Genomic DNA, 14,927 nt, shown 5'->3' on the forward strand with positions numbered 1-14,927 from the left:
TCGTTTTTTCCTGTACCTGATTGCTCTTTTACTGGGGGTGTTGGATGTCAAAGTCCTCGAAGTCCGGTTCCGACGATCGTGCAGCGATGGCCTCGCTCAGCCCGTTCGAACTTAAGGACGAACTCATCAAGGCAGCGGGCGGCGGCGTGGTGGAGCGTCCCGCGAACGTGGCGATGCTCAACGCGGGCCGCGGCAATCCGAATTTCCTGGCGACCATTCCGCGCCATGGCTTCTGGCAACTCGGTCTTTTCGCAATGCGCGAATCGGAGCGTTCTTTCGCGTACATGCCCGAAGGCATAGGCGGTTTTCCGAAGCATGAAGGTCTCGAAGAACGCTTCGAAATCTTTGCGCGCGAGAACAAGGGGACGCCGGGCATCGCGTTCTTGACGGGCGCGGTGTCGTATGTGCGAGATCAGCTCGGCCTCAACGCAGGCGACTTCCTCTACGAGATGTGCGAGGGCATTCTCGCGTCGAATTATCCGGTGCCGGACCGCATGCTCAAGTTGTCCGAGGTCATCGTCGGGCAATATCTGCGGCGCGAGATGATCGGCAAGCATCCGTTCGTCGGCGAATTCGACATCTTCGCGGTCGAGGGCGGCACCGCCGCGATGACGTACATCTTCAACACGATGCGCGAGAATTTCCTCATCAAGCAAGGGGACACCATTGCGCTAGGCATGCCGATTTTCACGCCGTATATCGAGATTCCGAAGCTCAACGACTATAAGCTCGAAGTCGTGAATCTCAACGCGGACGTCGCGCAAGGCTGGCAATATTCGAAAGAAGAACTGGACAAGCTGCGCGACCCGAAGATCAAGGCGTTCTTCCTCGTGAATCCGAGCAATCCGCCTTCCGTGAAGATGGACGACGAGAGCCTGCGGTATATCGCGGAGATCGTGAAAGAACGGCCAGATCTGATTCTTCTGACCGATGACGTCTACGGCACCTTCGCCGACGACTTCGTGTCGCTCTTCGCGCTCTGTCCGAAGAATACGATTCTCGTGTACTCCTATTCGAAGTACTTCGGTGCGACCGGCTGGCGGCTCGGGACCATCGCCACGCATCGCGAGAACATCATCGATGAACAACTCGCCGCGCTTCCGAAAGAGCAGAAGGCGATCTTGCACGAGCGTTATGAATCCATCACGACGGAGCCCGACAAGCTGAAGTTCATCGACCGGCTGGTGGCCGATAGCCGCACGGTCGCGCTGAATCACACGGCGGGCCTCTCCACGCCGCAGCAGGTGCAGATGGTGCTGTTCTCGCTCTTCGCGCTCATGGACACGCCCGACGCGTACAAGAACGCGCTGAAGCGGCTCATTCGCAATCGCAAGCAGGCGCTCTATCGCGAGATCGGTATTCCGCTGGAAGACGACGACAAGAATCTCGTCGATTACTACACGATTCTGGATATGGAATACCTCGGCGAGCGCATGTATGGGCGCGACTATGTCGACTGGGTCATGAAGAACACGAAGCCGACAGAGCTGCTCTTCCGGCTCGCGCAGGAAGCGCGCGTCGTGCTGCTGCCGGGGCGCGGCTTCGGCACGCAGCATCCTTCGGGACGCGTGTCGCTCGCCAATCTCAACGAAAGCGACTACATGCAGATTGGCCGCGCGATTCGCAAGATGCTCGACGAGCACGTCGCGCAATATCACGCGCAGAACGGCAAGAAGGGCAAGTAGAAAGCAATCGGGCCGCGCAAGGCGGCCCGATTGTTCGGTTCATCGAGCGCGACGCTTAGAACTTGTGGCGCATGGCGATGCGGAACGCCAGCTGATTGTTCTCGCCCGCGCCCGATGTGCCGAAGTAGCTCGACGACGACGAACCGATCGACGCCTGATTCTCCACGCCGTTGTTCGAACCCGAAGCCTTCTGATAGATGGCGAGCAGGTACACGTCGGTGCGCTTGCTCAACGCATAGTCGAAGCTCGCGTCGATCTGCTGCCAGTGGCCCTTCAGGTTGTCGTACAGGTCCATGTAGGTGTAGCCGAGACCTGCCGTCATCGCCGGCGTGATGGCGTACTTGCCGCCGATATCGAACGCATTGATGCGCGAGCTCGAACCGACGATCGGCTCGAAGCGCGTGTTCGTCCACAGACCGAAGACCGTCGCCGCGCCGAAGGCGTAAGTCGCGCCGACGCCGAACGAGCGCAGGTCCTTCGCGTTGTTGGTGGTGCCGGTGGTGTTGATGTTGGCGATCGTCGAGCTGAATGCCGGCGTGGCAGCCGTCGGATAGTGAATGTCCGTGTACGCCGCGCCGATGCCGAGCGCACCGGCCTTGTAGTTCAGGCCGAAGCTGTAGGCGCGCGACGAGCCCTGCGTGGTCGTGGTGCCGACCGTCGTGTTGGGCGTGCCCGCGAACGCGCCGGCCGTGTTCGAGAAGCCGTACAACGCGCCGAACGTGAAGCCGTAGAAGTTCGCGCTCGAGAACTTGACGGCGTTGTTGATCCGGCTCGACGTCAACTGGTCGAAGTCGTTCATGTGGTACGCGTAGTTGCCGGCGACGGTCTGGCCGCCGATGGAATACGCGGAGCCGAGATAGTCGGTGCTGAAGCTGTATTGACGACCGAAGGTCAGCGAGCCGACGTCGTTCTTCGAAATACCCACATAGGCCTGACGGCCGAATTCCGCGCCACCCTGACCGAGCGTGCCCGTGCCGCTGTTGAAGCCGTTCTCCAACGTGAAGATCGCCTTGAGGCCGCCGCCCAGGTCTTCGGCGCCACGCATGCCCCAACGGCTGGCTTGAGCCACGCCGTCGTCGTACTTCACGAGCGACTTGCCGGCGCGCGTCGTGCTGGTCGAGCTGTTGTTCACATAGCTGATGCCGGCGTCGATGATGCCGTACAGCGTCACGCTGCTCTGCGCATGAGCGGACGTGGCCATCGTGGCGAAAGCGGCGAGGGCGGCAGTAGCCAAAAGATTCTTCTTCAAAACATGCTCCGTCAGTGAGTTCGCGGTGTGGTGCGCTGCGAGGGCAGCGCCTGTCTGCGGCGCGTCGCGCTCTGGCTGGCGCGTGGCGGCGACGGGCGCAAATGTAGCGATGACTGAAGAACGAAATGTGACAGGGTTTACGTTGACCTCGCGTGTCTCGCAGGTGCAACGGGGCTGGCGCATCGCGCTCAGCTGTGCCAACGCGCGCACGCGCGGCCGCGCTATGCTGGCGGTTCATTACCGCGAGCGCATGGACATGGACGAACAGGGAATCCGCGAACTGGAGGAACGGCTGAGACAGGCGATGATCGCCTCAGACGTGAAAGCGCTCGATGCGCTTCTCGCCGACGATCTGAGCTTCGTCGACGCAACGGGCAAGGTCTGGACGAAGGCCGACGACCTGAACGGACATCGCTATGGCATGCAGCGAATCGACACGCTGAGTATCGAGGAGCAGAGCATCCGCGTGTACGGCGCGTTTGCGATCACGGTGACGCGCGTGGCGATATCGGGCACGTTCGGCGGCGCGCCGTTTACGGGCAGCCTGCGCTATACGCGGACGTGGGGCGAGACCGCAGGCGCCTGGCGCGTGGTCGCGGCGCAATGCGGTCTCATGGCTTTCTAAAACTAAGAAACGATCAGGCCGAAAGCAGCGAGCCCGTGCGATACGCCTTCGCGCCCGCGATGCGCGCGACTTCGAGACCCGCCGTCGCGAAGCGCGTGATATGCCGCGCGTACATGACGCCCGAGGTGCTGCACTTGACCGTGGTCACCGTGTCGGTCAGCGGATCGACGATATCGGCGATCGCTTCGCCCGCATCGATGAACGCGCCCACTTGCGCGCGAAACACGAGTACGCCCGACACGGGCGCCACGATCGGCTCCGCGCCGGCAAGCGGCGTCGCGGGGTACGCGAGCGCGGGCAGCGGCGCTTCGGGCGCATCGATCACGCCGCGGTGAATCAGGTAGTTGACGATAGCCTGCGCGTCCTTGTCCGCGAGTTCGTGCGACACGTCATGCTGACTGCGCAATTCCACCGTCACCGAGATGCCGCCGTTCGGGATCGGGAAGCGATCGCCGTAACGCGCGCGCAGATCCGACCAGCAGAAGCTGTGAATCTCGTCGAACGGATTGCCGACCGAATTGAGCGCGAGCAGCGATGCCTTCGAGTCGAGATAACGCGCGAGCGGCTCGACTTCCGTCCAGATGTCCGGGTTTGTGTACAGATGCAGCGCGGCGTCAAGGTCGCAGTGCAGGTCGAGCACGACGTCCGCGTCGTAGGAGAGCTTTTGCAGCGCGAGGCGTTGCGATTCGAGCTCGGTGCGCGGCGTCTGTTCGTCGAGCGCCTCTTTCATCGCGGCGCGCACGGCGAGGCGGTTGGCCTCCGCGTCGTTCGTCAGGCGCGCTTCGATGCGCGGCGCGATCAGCGCGGCGAGATCGTGGAAATTGCGGTTGAAGTTGTGGCCGCTGTTGGTATCGAACCGGCCGAGCAGATTGCCGTGCAGGAACTGATTGAGGCCGATGGGATTCGGCACCGGCACGATCACCACTTCGCCGCGCAGCTTGCCGGCGGCTTCGAAAGCGGCAAGCTGGCGGCGCAGCTTCCACGCGACCAGCATGCCCGGCAGTTCGTCCGCGTGCAGCGACGACTGAATGTAGATCTTCTGTCCGTCACCCGGACCGTAATGAAAACTGGCGATGCTGCGTGAGGTGCCGAGCGTCGGCGAGATGAGCTGGTGGGTTCTGGTCTGCATAGTGTTCGCGCGCACGCGAGTGCGCGAGGTCTTGCCTCGATGGTTGCTGGACAGGCTGAGGCGCTCCAGTGCGGGGCGAGTGGGGCGCCGCGGTGTCTCCGTCCGCCGGCGCCGCCTCAGACGTTCGATCTTAGCCGAAATCGGCGTGGCGGGCGGCCGGCTTGTCGGCACGGGATGTACGGCGCGCAATAAAAAACGGGCTCCGCGGAGCCCGTTCGGTCTTTGGCTGCTTCCGGAGAATTAGCCGCCGTACACGTCGAAGTCGAAGTACTTCTTCTCGATCTTCTTGTACGTGCCGTCCTTGATGATGTCGGCGATCGCCTTGTCGATCTTCGCCTTCAGGTCGGTGTCTTCCTTGCGCAGACCGATACCGGCGCCATTGCCGAGGATCTTCTCGTCGACGATATCCTTGCCCGCGAAGTCGAAGCCCGCGCCGCGCGGCGTCTTCAGAAAGCCGATGTCGGCCTGCACCGCGTCTTGCAGCGCGGCGTCCAGACGGCCCGAGGTCAGGTCGGCGTAGACCTGATCCTGGTTCTGGTAAGGCGTGACGGTCACGCCCTTCGGCGCCCAGTACGTCTTGGCGTAGGTTTCCTGAATCGTGCCCTGCTCGACGCCGACGTTCTTGCCCTTCAGGCTGTCGGCCGTCGGCTGAATGCCGCTGCCTTTCTTCGCGACGAGGCGCGTCGGCGTATTGAAGAGCTTGCTGGAGAAAGCGATCTGCTCGGCGCGTTGCGGCGTCATGGACATCGACGAGAGCACGCCGTCGAACTTCTTCGCCTTCAACGCGGGGATCATGCCGTCGAAATCGTTCTCCACCCACACGCACTTGGCCTTCAGGCGCGTGCAGATTTCGTTGCCGAGATCGATGTCGAAACCGACCAGCTTGCCATCCGAACCCTTCGATTCGAACGGGGGATAACTTGCGTCGACGCCGAAGCGGATCGTCGAATAGTCCTTGGCATGGGCCGTGACGGCGGTGAACGACGTGACGGCGAGAAGGGACATCGACAAGGCGGCAAGCAGTTTCTTCACTGTTTTAACTCCAGAAGGTGGTCAGTTCGGCCCGGAAGGTCTCGTTCCGGTGCCGTCCGGCGAGGCGGGCGGTCGCCTGAAACAGGCCGGAAGGCGCGCATTCCGCGGATCGTGTCCGTGCAGAATCGGCAGAAGGTTACCAAGCCAAAATAGTTCGGGACCTAGTGAAACCCCGAATAGCGGTGGATTAGAGCACTTCCTCCTTACGGCGCACAGGATTATTTCGGCATCGGTGCAGAAGCGCTGGGCGCGGCACACGCGTTTGCGGCCGATGAACAGCGGATCTGCGCCAAAAGGCGACGCTCGGCACGAATGATCCATCCGGTTAAGATGCGGCCTTCACTTGGCGCGACTTTGTTCGATAGCGCGACGAAAGCCCGCGCGCATGGCCCGATGCGAGCCACACATGAATCAGGAGACGACACCGATGGCAACCTCCCCCGCGGCGCAAACGCGCCGCGCATCCGCCGATGCGGCCGCGCCCGCGCTGTCCGCCGGCATGATTTCCGCGCGCCTGGACCGTCTGCCGGCCACGCGCACGGTATGGACGCTCGTCGTGCTGCTGAGTCTCGGGTTCTTCTTCGAGCTTTACGACTTGCTGTATTCGGGCTATGTCGCGCCGGGCCTCGTGCGAAGCGGCATTCTGACGCCGACTACGAACGGCTTCTTCGGCATGACGGGCGTGGCGAGCTTCATCGCGTCGCTGTTCGCGGGGCTCTTTATCGGCACGGTGGCGTGCGGCTGGCTCGCCGACCGCTTCGGCCGTCGCGCGGTGTTCACGTATTCGCTGCTCTGGTACACGGCGGCCAACGTCGTGATGGCGTTTCAGGAGACCGCGACGGGCCTCAACTTCTGGCGCTTCATGGCGGGGGTGGGCATCGGCGTGGAACTGGTGACCATCGGCACGTATATCTCCGAACTCGCGCCGAAGCACATTCGCGGCCGCGCGTTCGCCTGCGAGCAGGCGGTGGGTTTCATGGCGGTGCCGGTGGTCGCATTTCTCGCGTATCTGCTCGTGCCGCACGCGCCGTTCGGCATCGACGGCTGGCGCTGGGTCGTCGTGATCGGCGCGCATGGCGCGCTTTTCGTCTGGTGGATTCGCCGCCGCTTGCCCGAAAGCCCGCGCTGGCTCGCGCAGAAGGGGCGGCTGGACGAAGCCGACCGCGTGATGTCCGCGCTAGAAGCGCAGGTGCAACGCGAATACGGCAAGCCGCTGCCGCCGCCCGCCGAGCCGGAGCCGGTTCTGGACGCCGAGAGCGCGAAAGGCGGCTCGTTCGCCCGCATGTGGCGCCCGCCCTACGGCAAGCGCGCGACGATGATGATTATCTTCAACGTGTTTCAGACGGTCGGCTTCTACGGCTTCGCGAACTGGGTGCCGACGCTCCTCATCAAGCAGGGCATTACGGTGACGTCGAGCCTGATGTATTCGAGCATCATCGCGATCGCCGCGCCCATCGGTCCGATGATCGGCCTCGCGATTGCCGACAAGATCGAGCGAAAGACGGCGATCGTCGCGATGGCGGCGGCCAATATCGTGTGCGGGCTGCTGTTCAGCCAGTCGTCGAACGCCGCGTTTCTCATTGCGATGGGCGTCGGGCTCACGCTGTCCTCGAACATCATGTCGTACAGCTTTCACGCCTATCAGGCCGAGCTGTTTCCGACCAGCATCCGGGCGCGCGCGGTCGGCTTCGTCTATTCGTGGAGCCGGTTCTCCGCGATCTTCACGTCCTTCATCATCGCGGGCGTGTTGAAGGGTTTCGGCACCACGGGCGTGTTCGTGTTCAGCGCGGGCGCCATGTTGATCGTGATGGCGGCAATCGGGCTGATGGGGCCGAGAACGCGCGACATGGCGCTGGAGAAGATCTCGCATTGAGACGAAGCGGCGTGCCGATTGCTGCGTGTGAGCGTTCTGTATGCCAGAATCCGCAGGACGTTCCTTATAGCCGCCCACTATTCGAATATGTCCGACACGCTCACCCCAGTCGAAGCAGATCATGCGATGCGCAACTGGATCTATCGATCCGAAGGCCGGATCAGGATCGGTTCCGAGATGCACAAGCGCATGTTCTGCGAGATGCTGCTGACGACGCACAATCCTTATAAGCCTGCCGTCATCGAGTGGCCGAAGCTGGACCCGGCGGCGCTCAGGCGCGTCACGTCGCTGCCCATCTGGGATATCGCGGTGCAGACCGAAGGCCGGGCGTCGATTCGCGTGGCGACCTATGCGGCGAGCGTCGCCGATCCGCTGCTCAACGAAGCGCTGCGCATGAACGGCGGCGAGGAGGCGCGGCACAAGCTCGTGCTGTCGAAGCTCGTCGAGGCGTACGGCATCGAACTCGCGCCCGAGCCGCCGTATCCGGCGCCTGACGACGCCTTGCGCGCGTGGATGCTCACGGGCTACAGCGAGTGCATCGACAGTTTCTTCGCGTTCGGTCTTTTCGAGGCGGCGCGTCAGTCCGGCTATTTTCCGGAAGCGCTCGTCGAGACGTTCGAGCCGGTAATTCAGGAAGAGGCGCGGCACATCCTGTTCTTTGCGAACTGGGTGGCGTGGTATCGGCACAGCTTGCCGTGGTATCGCAAGCCCGGCTTCCTGCTGAAGACGGCGGGCGTGTGGCTTTCGCTGATCCGGGATCGCATCTCGCTTGCGCGCGGTTTCGACAAGAGCGGCGCGGCGCAGGACGCGAATTTCCCGGCGAATGTCGGGGATTCGGTGGCCGGGAACGTGTCGGTGGGCGCGTTGATCGATCTGTGTCTCGTCGAGAACGAGCGTCGCATGGCGGGCTACGACGCGCGGTTGCTGCGCCCGACCACCGTGCCGATGCTCGCGCGGCTGGCGCGGCGGTTTGTTAAGTAGCCGAACCCGGTCCGGAACCTTTCGCACGCTCCTCATACCGCCGCGACGCATCCTCCACGTCCTGCCTGAACCGTGCCAGCGCCGCGAGCTGCGCGTCCGGCGGCTGCAGCGCGGCCCACAACACGTCCACCAGTTCATCCGCCGTCGTCTCGATCTGAGCCTGACTCAGGCGGCGCTTCGCCAGCGTCGCGTCCCACAGCACATGCTCCATCGGCCCGAAAACGAGCGAGCGCAAAAGGCGTAGCGACACGTCCGCGCGTATGTGCCCGAGCGCCTGCCCGCGCGCGAGCACGTCCATCAGCGGCGCGGTGTAGCGGCGCTGCAATTCAGTCAGCGTGTCCGAGAGATCATGCTGTTTCGTGCGGCCTTCCGACAGCACCAGCGAACATAAGCCGGTGCCGTTGACGAGCATCAGCCGCAAATGCGTCCGCACGATGAACGCGAACTGTTGCCTGACGGAGCCTTCGCGCGGCAACCCGCTTTCGAACGCGTCGATGATCTCGTCATACCAGTCGGCGATCACGCGCGCGCACAGCGCCCGTTTGCCGCTGAAGTAGCTGAAGACGGTCGCCTCCGAAATGCCCGCGCGCTGCGCGATTTCCGCCGTGGTCGCCGCGTCGTAGCCTTTTTCGGCGAAGACATCGCGGCCTGCTTGCAGGATGTCGCGCACGCGTTGCTGCGATTTGACGCCGGCGGGCGTGCGGCGGCCGGTGGCGGTGGATTGCGTGGACATGATCGTGCCGAAGATTGTCGGGAACAAATGTGAGCGTAGCTCAAAACCCTATTGACGGCTACCCGATTTGAGCGTGAAATAAGCCACCATTCGGTTAGCTGCCCGTTGTGAGCCAGGCTCAGATTCAGGTACGCCGACCCCACTGTATATCGAGGAGACACCCATGAGCACCGTGCCGGGCCTGAACTTCGCGCTGGGCGAAGACATCGACATGTTGCGCGATACGCTCGTCAACTTCGCAGCGAAGGAGATTGCGCCGCGCGCCGCGGAAATCGACCGTACCGACCAGTTCCCGATGGACCTGTGGAAAAAATTCGGCGATCTCGGCGTGCTCGGCATGACGGTGTCCGAGGAATACGGCGGCGCCAACATGGGCTACACGGCGCACATGGTCGCAATGGAGGAAATTTCGCGCGCGTCGGCGTCGGTCGGGCTGTCGTACGGCGCGCATTCGAATCTGTGCGTGAACCAGATTCATCGCAACGGCACGGAAGCGCAGAAGCGCAAGTATCTGCCGAAGCTCGTGTCCGGCGAGCACGTCGGCGCCCTGGCGATGAGTGAGCCCAACGCCGGGTCGGATGTGGTCAGCATGAAGCTGCGCGCCGACGAAAGGGGCGACCACTACGTGCTCAACGGCACGAAGATGTGGATCACCAACGGCCCGGATTGCGACACGCTCGTCGTGTATGCGAAGACGGACATCGAAGCGGGCGCGAGAGGCATTACCGCGTTCATCGTCGAGAAGGGCATGAAAGGCTTTTCCGTCGCGCAGAAGCTGGACAAGCTCGGCATGCGCGGCTCGCATACGGGCGAGCTCGTGTTTGAAAATGTCGAAGTGCCGAAAGAGAACATCCTCGGCGCGTTGAACGGCGGCGTGAAGGTGCTGATGAGCGGTCTCGACTATGAACGCGCCGTGCTCGCGGGCGGTCCGACGGGCATCATGCTCGCGTGCATGGACGCGGTCGTGCCGTATATTCACGACCGCAAGCAGTTTGGGCAAGCCATCGGCGAATTTCAGCTCATTCAAGGCAAGGTCGCGGACCTTTATACGACGCTGCAAGCGTGCCGCGCTTATCTGTACGCCGTGGGCCGCCAGCTCGATACGCTCGGCACCGGCCACGTGCGCGACGTGCGCAAGGACTGCGCAGGCGTCATCCTCTATACCGCCGAAAAAGCGACGTGGATGGCGGGCGAAGCGATTCAGATTCTCGGCGGCAACGGTTATATCAACGAATATCCGGTCGGGCGTCTCTGGCGCGATGCGAAGCTCTATGAAATCGGCGCGGGCACGAGCGAAATTCGCCGCATGCTGATCGGGCGCGAACTGTTTGCAGAGACGGCATAAGGGCGCGTGTCATGACCATCATCGAATCGAAGCTGAATCCGCGCAGCGAGGATTTCCGCAGCAACGCGGCCGCGCTCGAAGCACTCGTCGCGGACCTGAAAGAGAAGGTCGCGAAGATCGCGGAAGGCGGCGGGCAGGCGGCGCGCGACCGTCATCTGTCGCGCAACAAGCTGCTGCCGCGCGATCGCATCGCGCAGTTGCTCGATCCCGGCACGCCGTTTCTCGAACTCTCGCCACTCGCGGCGTACGGCATGTACAACGATGAAGCGCCGGGCGCGGGCATCATCACCGGCATCGGGCGCATTGCGGGGCAGGAGTGCGTAATCGTCTGCAACGACGCCACGGTGAAAGGCGGCACGTATTATCCGGTCACGGTGAAGAAGCATCTGCGCGCGCAGGAAATCGCCGAGCAGAATCGCTTGCCGTGCGTGTATCTTGTCGATTCGGGCGGCGCGAACCTGCCGAATCAGGACGACGTGTTTCCCGACCGTGATCACTTCGGCCGCATCTTCTATAACCAGGCGAACATGTCGGCGCAGGGCATCGCGCAGATCGCCGTCGTCATGGGATCGTGCACGGCAGGCGGCGCGTATGTGCCCGCGATGAGCGACGAATCGATCATCGTGAAAGATCAGGGCACGATCTTCCTGGGCGGTCCGCCGCTTGTAAAAGCAGCAACGGGTGAAGAAGTGAGCGCGGAAGACCTGGGCGGGGGCGATGTTCACACGCGGCTCTCGGGCGTCGTCGATCATCTCGCGCAGAACGACGCGCACGCGCTCGGCATCGCGCGCAGCATCGTCGGTAATCTGAATCGCGTCAAAGCGCCGACGCTGGCGCTCAAGGAACCGCGGCCGCCGCGTTATGAGCCGGAGAGCGTCTACGGCGTGATTCCGGTCGATACGCGCAAACCGTTCGACGTGCGCGAAGTGATCGCGCGCATCGTCGACGATTCCGCGTTCGACGAGTTCAAGGCGCGTTACGGCACCACGCTCGTTTGCGGCTTCGCGCATATCTGGGGGCATCCGGTCGGTATCGTCGCGAACAACGGCATTCTGTTTTCCGAATCCGCGTTGAAGGGTGCGCATTTCATCGAACTGTGCTGCCAGCGCAAGATTCCGCTGGTGTTCTTGCAGAACATCACGGGCTTCATGGTTGGCCGCAAGTACGAGAACGAGGGCATCGCGCGTAACGGCGCGAAGATGGTCACGGCGGTGGCAACGGCGAAAGTGCCGAAGTTCACGGTCATCATCGGCGGCTCGTTCGGCGCGGGCAACTACGGCATGTGCGGCCGCGCGTATTCGCCGCGTTTCCTGTGGATGTGGCCGAATGCGCGCATCTCGGTGATGGGCGGCGAACAAGCCGCGTCGGTGCTCGCGACCGTGCGGCGCGACGGCATCGAGAAGAAGGGCGGCACATGGTCGAAGGAAGATGAGGAAGCGTTTAAAGCGCCGATTCGCGAGCAGTACGAGGCGCAAGGCCATCCGTACTATGCGAGCGCGCGCCTGTGGGACGACGGCGTGATCGATCCGGCGCAGACGCGCGACGTGCTCGGCCTCGGACTCGCGGCGACGATGAACGCGCCTATCGAAGACACGCGCTTCGGCGTGTTCCGGATGTAACTCACGGACCTCATGCCCATGTTCAACAAGATACTGATTGCGAACCGCGGCGAGATTGCATGCCGCGTGGCGGCGACCGCGAAGCGCCTGAACGTGGCGAGCGTCGCCGTGTATTCGGATGCGGATGCGAAAGCCAAGCACGTCGATGTCTGCGATGAAGCGGTGCACGTCGGCGGATCGGCTGCGTCGGAGAGCTATTTGCGCATCGAGCGCATTGTCGAAGCGGCGAAAGCGACCGGCGCGCAGGCCGTTCATCCGGGCTATGGGTTTCTTTCGGAGAACGAAGCGTTCGCCAATGCGTGCGAACAGGCGGGCATCGTGTTCATCGGGCCGCCGGTGGAAGCGATCCGCGCGATGGGTTCCAAAGCCGCGGCGAAGGCGCTGATGCAGTCCGCATCCGTGCCGCTCGTGCCCGGCTATCACGGCGACGATCAGGACGCGGCGCTGCTGCAACGCGAAGCGGACCGCATCGGTTATCCGGTGCTGCTGAAGGCGAGCGCGGGCGGCGGCGGCAAGGGCATGCGCGTGGTCGAGCGCAGCGAGGACTTCACGCAGGCGCTCGCGTCGTGCAAACGCGAGGCGGCGTCGAGCTTCGGCAACGATCGCGTGTTGATCGAGAAGTATCTGCTGCGTCCGCGACACGTCGAAGTGCAGGTCTTCGCGGACACGCACGGCAACGCGGTGTATCTGTTCGATCGCGATTGCTCGGTGCAGCGGCGTCACCAGAAGGTGCTGGAAGAAGCGCCCGCGCCCGGCCTCGCCGATGAAACGCGCCGCGCGATGGGCGAAGCCGCCGTTGCCGCTGCGCGCGCCGTGAATTACGTCGGTGCGGGCACGGTCGAGTTCATCATGACGCAGGACGGCCAGTTCTATTTCATGGAGATGAACACGCGGCTGCAAGTCGAGCATCCGGTGACGGAGATGGTGACGGGGCTCGATCTGGTCGAATGGCAATTGCGCGTGGCAGCGGGCGAGCCGCTGCCGCTGAAGCAGGACGAGCTGCGCGTGAACGGCCACGCGATCGAAGCGCGCATCTATGCCGAAAGTCCGTCGCGCGGCTTCTTGCCGTCGACGGGCACGCTCAAGCATCTGGCGCTGCCGGAAGCGGTCGAATTCACGCTCGATGGCAACGTGCGCATCGACAGCGGCGTGCGCGAAGGCGACGCCATCACGCCGTTCTACGATCCGATGATCGCGAAGCTGATCGTGCATGGCCGCGACCGCCGCGATGCGCTCGCTCGCATGGCGCGCGCGCTCGCGCAGTGCGAGATCGTCGGCTTGCAGACGAACGTCGAGTTCCTGCAACGGATCGTGAAAAGCGAGCCGTTCTCGCAAGGCGAGCTCGATACGGGCCTCATCGAGCGTCATCGCGATGCGCTCTTTGCGCCGTCGCCGGTATCGCGCGGCAAGGCGCTCGCGCTCGCGTGCGCCGCGCTGCTCACGCGCGAGGGCGGCGAAGCGCACGGCCATTCGCCGTGGGACGCGCTCTCGCACTGGCGCATGGCGGGCGGCTACAGCCAGGACCTGAACTGGCGCGCGGCCGACACGGATGAATCGCTGAAGGTCGTCTTCACGAAAGATCGCGAAAAGCGCCTGCAATGGGACGGGAAAACCGCGCGCTTCGACTGGTCGCATCGCGGAGAAACGTCGTTCACGGTCCAGCTCGACGATGCGCTCATCAAAGGTCATGTCTTCACGGACGGCGACACGTTCCACGTCTTTTACGAAGGCGCGGCGTTCGCTTTCGAATGGCAGAACCTGATGGCGCACGCAGGCGACGCCGAGCACGAAGGGCGTCTGACCGCGCCGATGCCGGGCAAGGTGATTGCAGTGTTGGTGGAAGCGGGCGCGTCGGTGGAGAAGGGCGCGCCGCTGATCGTGATGGAAGCGATGAAGATGGAGCACACGATCGTCGCGCCGACGGCGGGCAAGATCGGCGAGATTCTCTTCGATGTCGGCGATCAGGTCGCCGACGGCTCGCAACTGCTCGTGCTGGAAGCGCAGCCGGCCTAGCGCTTCTTCTTCGGCGGGCGGCCGAGCAGCGTTTCTTCGCTCTCCGCGCGCACGAGAATCTCGACGCGCCGGTTCATCGCGCGGCCTTGCGGCGTGTCGTTGCTGGCGATGGGCCGCAGATACGCCATGCCCTTGGTCGTGAGGCGCTCGGCCGGCACGCCCCGCGCGATCAGCGCGCGCGCGACCGCTTCCGCGCGCGCCTGCGAAAGCGTCTTGTTATAGGCGAGCGTGCCGTCGTTATCGGTGTGGCCTTCGATCAGCACGGGCCGCATGCTGCGCTTGAGCACAGTTGCCGCGCGGTCCAGCGCCGGCAGACTGCCGCGGCGAATCTCCGCTTCGTCGGTATCGAAAAGCGCGACTTCGGGGAGCCGCATCTCCACGCCGCCGTTCACCTGCTGCATCGAGATGCCGTATTGCGCATTCAGACGCTCTTCCGTCGAGCGGTCCAGCTTGGTCCCGCAGCCCGTCAACAGCGCGAGCGACGCACATGCTGCTACCGCCAGTAAGCCTTTGCCGACCATTCCGAGATTCCTGCGTTGATGCCCGAGCCGCGATTATAGGGACGACTGAGCGCAGTTTTGTAAAGAACGTTGCATCAATCGTTGGCGCGGAGTGGAACGAATCGTGCGATTACAATGCACCC

12 protein-coding genes are annotated in these 14,927 nt (G+C 63.4%); 7 read left to right on the forward strand and 5 right to left on the reverse strand.

Annotation, left to right across the window (positions count from 1 at the left end):
- The first annotated feature begins 44 nt into the window (after positions 1-44).
- Complete coding sequence (locus NCR37_RS14495; protein WP_250473578.1) at positions 45-1,685, forward strand: bifunctional aspartate transaminase/aspartate 4-decarboxylase; 1,641 nt, start codon at positions 45-47, stop codon at positions 1,683-1,685.
- A 55-nt stretch (positions 1,686-1,740) separates the two neighbouring features.
- Here NCR37_RS14495 and NCR37_RS14500 read toward each other — a convergent pair whose 3' ends face one another.
- On the reverse strand, positions 1,741-2,934 hold the full coding sequence (locus NCR37_RS14500) for a porin (protein WP_250473579.1): 1,194 nt from the start codon (positions 2,932-2,934) through the stop codon (positions 1,741-1,743).
- A 256-nt stretch (positions 2,935-3,190) separates the two neighbouring features.
- Here NCR37_RS14500 and NCR37_RS14505 point away from each other — a divergent pair, with 256 nt between their 5' ends.
- A complete protein-coding gene (locus NCR37_RS14505) occupies positions 3,191-3,559 on the forward strand; it encodes a nuclear transport factor 2 family protein (RefSeq protein ID WP_175941123.1) in 369 nt (122 codons plus the stop codon).
- 13 nt (positions 3,560-3,572) lie between these two features.
- On the opposite strand, the gene NCR37_RS14510 is transcribed toward NCR37_RS14505, so the two are convergent.
- Positions 3,573-4,688: a succinylglutamate desuccinylase/aspartoacylase family protein gene (locus NCR37_RS14510; protein WP_250473580.1), complete on the reverse strand. Its 1,116-nt coding sequence runs from the start codon at positions 4,686-4,688 to the stop codon at positions 3,573-3,575.
- A 240-nt stretch (positions 4,689-4,928) separates the two neighbouring features.
- Complete coding sequence (locus NCR37_RS14515) at positions 4,929-5,720, reverse strand: ABC transporter substrate-binding protein (protein ID WP_250473581.1); 792 nt, start codon at positions 5,718-5,720, stop codon at positions 4,929-4,931.
- Positions 5,721-6,219: 499 nt separating this feature from the next.
- Here NCR37_RS14515 and NCR37_RS14520 point away from each other — a divergent pair, with 499 nt between their 5' ends.
- Both NCR37_RS14520 and NCR37_RS14525 read left to right on the forward strand, forming a co-directional pair.
- Positions 6,220-7,593, forward strand: a complete 1,374-nt coding sequence (locus tag NCR37_RS14520; protein WP_502800534.1) for an MFS transporter — start codon at positions 6,220-6,222, stop codon at positions 7,591-7,593.
- Between the two features lie 87 nt (positions 7,594-7,680).
- Positions 7,681-8,574: a ferritin-like domain-containing protein gene (locus NCR37_RS14525; protein ID WP_250473583.1), complete on the forward strand. Its 894-nt coding sequence runs from the start codon at positions 7,681-7,683 to the stop codon at positions 8,572-8,574.
- On the opposite strand, the gene NCR37_RS14530 is transcribed toward NCR37_RS14525, so the two are convergent.
- Positions 8,567-9,307: a TetR/AcrR family transcriptional regulator gene (locus NCR37_RS14530; protein ID WP_250473584.1), complete on the reverse strand. Its 741-nt coding sequence runs from the start codon at positions 9,305-9,307 to the stop codon at positions 8,567-8,569. The two genes, NCR37_RS14525 and NCR37_RS14530, sit on opposite strands and share 8 nt — an antisense overlap.
- A gap of 163 nt (positions 9,308-9,470) precedes the next feature.
- Here NCR37_RS14530 and NCR37_RS14535 point away from each other — a divergent pair, with 163 nt between their 5' ends.
- The 3 genes from NCR37_RS14535 to NCR37_RS14545 are packed head-to-tail and all read left to right on the forward strand — an operon-like array spanning position 9,471 to position 14,284.
- On the forward strand, positions 9,471-10,652 hold the full coding sequence (locus tag NCR37_RS14535; RefSeq protein WP_250473585.1) for an isovaleryl-CoA dehydrogenase: 1,182 nt from the start codon (positions 9,471-9,473) through the stop codon (positions 10,650-10,652).
- A gap of 11 nt (positions 10,653-10,663) precedes the next feature.
- Positions 10,664-12,271 carry a carboxyl transferase domain-containing protein gene (locus NCR37_RS14540; protein ID WP_250473586.1) on the forward strand — a complete coding sequence of 536 codons (1,608 nt, stop codon included), beginning with the start codon at positions 10,664-10,666 and terminating at the stop codon, positions 12,269-12,271.
- Between the two features lie 18 nt (positions 12,272-12,289).
- Entirely contained in the window at positions 12,290-14,284 is a 1,995-nt protein-coding gene (locus NCR37_RS14545) for an acetyl/propionyl/methylcrotonyl-CoA carboxylase subunit alpha (protein WP_250473587.1), read from the forward strand.
- Here NCR37_RS14545 and NCR37_RS14550 read toward each other — a convergent pair.
- Positions 14,281-14,805 (reverse strand): OmpA family protein, encoded by a 525-nt coding sequence (locus NCR37_RS14550; protein ID WP_175941142.1) that lies wholly within the window; start codon positions 14,803-14,805, stop codon positions 14,281-14,283. The genes NCR37_RS14545 and NCR37_RS14550 overlap by 4 nt on opposite strands.
- Positions 14,806-14,927 lie beyond the last annotated feature (122 nt).

Origin of the sequence: Caballeronia sp. GAFFF1, from assembly GCF_023630705.1 — a bacterium.
Lineage (GTDB): Bacteria > Pseudomonadota > Gammaproteobacteria > Burkholderiales > Burkholderiaceae > Caballeronia.

Excerpts from the sequence above, each read along its gene's own strand:
- NCR37_RS14545 (WP_250473587.1), top strand. The coding sequence starts at position 12,290 with ATGTTCAACAAGATACTGATTGCGAACCGCGGCGAGATTGCATGCCGC.
- NCR37_RS14520 (WP_502800534.1), top strand. The coding sequence starts at position 6,220 with ATGATTTCCGCGCGCCTGGACCGTCTGCCGGCCACGCGCACGGTATGG.
- NCR37_RS14525 (WP_250473583.1), top strand. The coding sequence starts at position 7,681 with ATGTCCGACACGCTCACCCCAGTCGAAGCAGATCATGCGATGCGCAAC.
- NCR37_RS14535 (WP_250473585.1), top strand. The coding sequence starts at position 9,471 with ATGAGCACCGTGCCGGGCCTGAACTTCGCGCTGGGCGAAGACATCGAC.
- NCR37_RS14495 (WP_250473578.1), top strand. The coding sequence starts at position 45 with ATGTCAAAGTCCTCGAAGTCCGGTTCCGACGATCGTGCAGCGATGGCC.
- NCR37_RS14550 (WP_175941142.1), bottom strand. The coding sequence starts at position 14,805 with ATGGTCGGCAAAGGCTTACTGGCGGTAGCAGCATGTGCGTCGCTCGCG.
- NCR37_RS14505 (WP_175941123.1), top strand. The coding sequence starts at position 3,191 with ATGGACGAACAGGGAATCCGCGAACTGGAGGAACGGCTGAGACAGGCG.
- NCR37_RS14530 (WP_250473584.1), bottom strand. The coding sequence starts at position 9,307 with ATGTCCACGCAATCCACCGCCACCGGCCGCCGCACGCCCGCCGGCGTC.
- NCR37_RS14510 (WP_250473580.1), bottom strand. The coding sequence starts at position 4,688 with ATGCAGACCAGAACCCACCAGCTCATCTCGCCGACGCTCGGCACCTCA.
- NCR37_RS14540 (WP_250473586.1), top strand. The coding sequence starts at position 10,664 with ATGACCATCATCGAATCGAAGCTGAATCCGCGCAGCGAGGATTTCCGC.